Source organism: Protofrankia sp. CiP1_Cm_nod3 (assembly GCF_982290655.1).
Window position 1 is genome coordinate 36235 of the sequence record NZ_CEVIVD010000036.1, and the last position, 3595, is coordinate 39829.

General features: G+C 72.7%; 2 protein-coding genes. Both read right to left on the minus strand.

Features of this window, described 5'->3' with window-relative positions:
* Nucleotides 1-916: type I glutamate--ammonia ligase (locus AC5LUJ_RS09775; RefSeq protein ID WP_493464804.1), on the minus strand; the 916-nt coding region annotated here is incomplete at its 3' end.
* Between the two features lie 112 nt (nt 917-1028).
* Nucleotides 1029-3467, minus strand: a complete 2439-nt coding sequence (locus AC5LUJ_RS09780) for an IucA/IucC family protein (RefSeq protein WP_250283997.1) — start codon at nt 3465-3467, stop codon at nt 1029-1031.
* Between the last annotated feature and the right edge of the window lie 128 nt (nt 3468-3595).

Below are 3595 nucleotides of genomic sequence, written 5' to 3' on the forward strand. Positions count from 1 at the left end.
CCCGCTCGGCCGGCTCCTGGTCGGCTGCTGCCCGCCCGGCTTCCAGCGGCTCGGCGGCGAACACCGCCGTGCCGTCCCGTCCCCGCAGGGACAGGTGAACGTGGCAGGAGTTTCCCTCTCCTTGATCGTATTTTGCCATAAAAGTCACTGCCTGCCCGGCATGCGCGGCAAGATTTTTCGCCGTCGTCTTGTACAGGACGTGGTTGTCGCAGGTGCTCATCGCGTCGTCGTAGCGGAAGACGATCTCATACTGGCCCGGGTGGACCTCGGCCCGGGCCGACTCGGCCCGTATCCCCGCGTCCGCCATGGCCCGTCTGATCGTCCGGACCAGCCCGTCCATGTCGGACGTCCCGATCAGGGAGTAGTCGACGTTGTACCGGGACGCCGGGGTCAGGCCGCCGTACGAGCGGTCGGCCGCCTGCTGGTAGGACTCGGTGAATACCAGGAACTCCAGCTCGGTACCGGCGAGCGCGGCCAGCCCCCGGCGGTGGAGCCGGTCGAGCTGTCCGCGCAGGACGGCCCGGGGCGCGACGCGGACCACGCCGCCGTCCGGCCACCAGGCGTCCGCGAGCACCACGGCCGACCGCGGGTGCCACGGGGCGCGGCGCAGGGTCGCGAGGTCCGGTACGAGCCGGAAGTCCCCGAAGCCGGCGTCCCAGGGCGCGAAGGCGTAGCCGGCGTCGGTGTCCATCTCGACGTCCACGGCGAGCAGATAGGCGCAGGCGGGCAGGCCGCGCGCGAGCACGTCCTCGATGAAGTGGTCCACCGACACCCCGCTGCCCTGGAGACGGCCCTGTAGGTCGGGAAGGCCCACGAGCACTTCGTCGATGCCGTCCGGGGAGCGCGTGGACGCCGCGAGCCGCCGCAGCTCGTCGACGTCGAGGAGGCCGGGATGCCGCCGCGCGGGCCGGTTCAAGCCGGCCGGGCGGTTTCACGCGGCAGCCGGGCCGGCGCTCCCGCGCCCGTCGTCCGGCCGCCCGTCGTCCGGCCGGCCGCCATCTGGATGTTCGCTGTCTCGTTGTCGAGGCTCATCGCCGGGCTCCCTCGGTCTTCGACGGGTTGGTCTTCGGGGTCACGCCGCCGGCGGCTGCGCTGTCGGGAGTCGCGCTGCTGGGGGCTGCGCTGTCAGGGGGCGCGGTGCCGATCGTCAACAGGTGCAGGGGGCTGGCCACCTGGCCGTGGCTGACGTCGAATCCGCCGTCCCGGTCGGGCCGGTCGTGGAAGCCGGTGCCGGCGAGCTGCTCCCGGTTGAGGCAGACCCGGTCGAAGGTGGGCGCCAGCAGGCCGAACAGGGCGAACCGGTCGGCATGCTCGGGAAAGGCACGGTGATAGTTCTCGATCTCGGCGCGGACCAGCGTCCAGAACTCCCGCTCGTCTACGCCGAGATGGTCCTCGAGGACGACCGCGAAGAACCGGAAGTGTCCGGCGCACAGCGCCGAGAGGATCGAGTGGGCGAGGTCGGATGCGGGCCAGCGCCGCAGGTACCGCGCGGCGGACGCCGGCAGGTCCGCCTGCTCGGGCCAGCCCTGCCAGCCCTGCCGGCCGTCGTCGGTGTGGGCGGCGTCGACCAGCTCTATGTCGGCTCCGAAGTCCTTGAGCGCGATTCGGGCCGGGATGTCGTCACCGTCGAAGACGAGGATGACGTTCTCGCCGTGCGGGGTGAAGGCGACGCCGTAGACGTACAGGTAGTGCAGCAGCGGCGGCAGCAGGCAGGACAGCAGCGCCCGCAGCCACTCCCGCGCCCCGCGGCCCGAGCGGGCCACCAGCTCGCCGACCAGCGCTCGGCCGTCGGAGCCGACGAGTAGTAACGAGGCGAACGTCCGGGCCCGTTCGCCGGGGGCGAGCAGGCTCTCGACCGGCTGCCGCCACAGGACGCCCAGCATTTCGTGGAAGCGGTACGGCGCGCCTGCCAGCTCCCCGTACGCACGGTGGGTGACGGTGGCCCCGGCGACCTCCGGCAGCGGGAGCACCCGTGTGACGTCCCGCAGGAACGCGTCGGCGTCCCGGACGCCGACCAGCCAGGCGGAGGTGTCCGGGCCGGCGTGGGCGTCGTCGGCTGACATCCCTCGCCACACCAGCGTGTTACGGATCATCAGCGCAAGTTTGACATTGAACCGTGCTGGCCGGTCGATGTTCGCCAAAGTGCGTACGGACTGAAGCGGAAGGTAGCGATCGGGTGCTTCGCCGAGCAGCACCAGCCGGCCGGTCGCGATCTCGGCGGCGAACAGCGGCGCGATCACGTGTTCCCACTGCCAGGGATGCACCGGCAGCCAGACGTACTCCTCACAGGCAGCGTCACAGGAAGCGGTCGTCTCCTCGCAGGCCGTGTCACAGCCTGCGGCCGGCTCCTCCAGGTCCGTGCCACCGGACGCGACCGGCTGTGCTGGGACGGCATCCGCCGCCGTTGGAGGGTCGTCGTCACTGTCCGTATCGGGTCCTGCGTCGCTGTCCGCGGCCGCGAACCGGGCCGCCAGCCTCGCCGCGAACGCCGTCCGGGTGGACGCGTCGAGTTCGGCCGCCAGCAGCCGCCGCTGGGTCAGGAGCTCGCCATCACCGACATCCTGGCCGTCGCCACCGGACGCTCCGGCCCCGGCCGGCCCGGCAGTCGTGAGGCCGGCAGTCGTGAAGGTGGCCAGCTCCGGATGGGCGGCAACCCACAGTAGCCGCAGGGGGGTGGTTGCCTCCGGGGTGTAGCGGTCCGCGTCGGCGAGGCCGAAGCCCAGCCGTCCCTTGTTCGCGACCATGCACGGATGCCCGGTGGCGAAGCCCTCGAGCTCGGTGTACGTCGCGTCCGCGAGCTCGGCGGCAGAGCGGGCGGCGGCGAGCAGCCGCACGTCGGCGGCGTGCGTCGCGGTCAGCTCGCGGACGACGTCCGCGGTGACGTCATCCGGCCAGCCGAGCAGGCTCGCGGCGTCCAGGACGAAACGTACCGGGTCGTCCGCGGGGGCCGGGTCGTGCGACGGGGAGTGCCCACCGCGGGCCGTCGGCGCTGGGCCGTCCGTGGGGGCCGGCCGGCCACCGGGCCGGTTATCCGGCCGGCCCGGTGGGCCCGCGCGGCGCAGCGAGGAGGCGTCCAGCCACCAGGTGCCGAACGTGCCGCGGCTGGCGGTGAACGTGTAGGTGACATCACCGCAGGCCAGCCGGTAGCCGGCCGGTTCGCCGCGCCCGACGCGCGCCACCGGGGGCGTGGCCGCGGACAGCCCCGCCGGCCCGGTCACGCCCGCGAGGTCCGTGGTATCCGCCGGGCGCGCGGGATTCGTCGCGCCCGCCTGGTTCGCGGCATGTACAGCATGTACGTCACCAGCCGTGGTTACGGCGTTAGCCGTATTAGCCGTATTAGCCGTATTAACGGTGTTCGCGGGGCTGGCGACGGGCTGTGGGCGCAGCAGTTCCTCGTAGGAGAACTCCGCGATCAGCTTTGCCAGCAGGGCCTGCCCAGCCACCCGCCACAGGCGCGGCCGGCTCACGGCCCGCTCGTGTCCGTCCACTGCCCACCTCCGCTGGTTGGCGCGGGAATATCACCGTGCCGTGGACGCACGGCCGGCCCAGCCGCCGTGTCCGTCGATCCGGCCGCCAGGCCGGTAGCCGGCCGAGG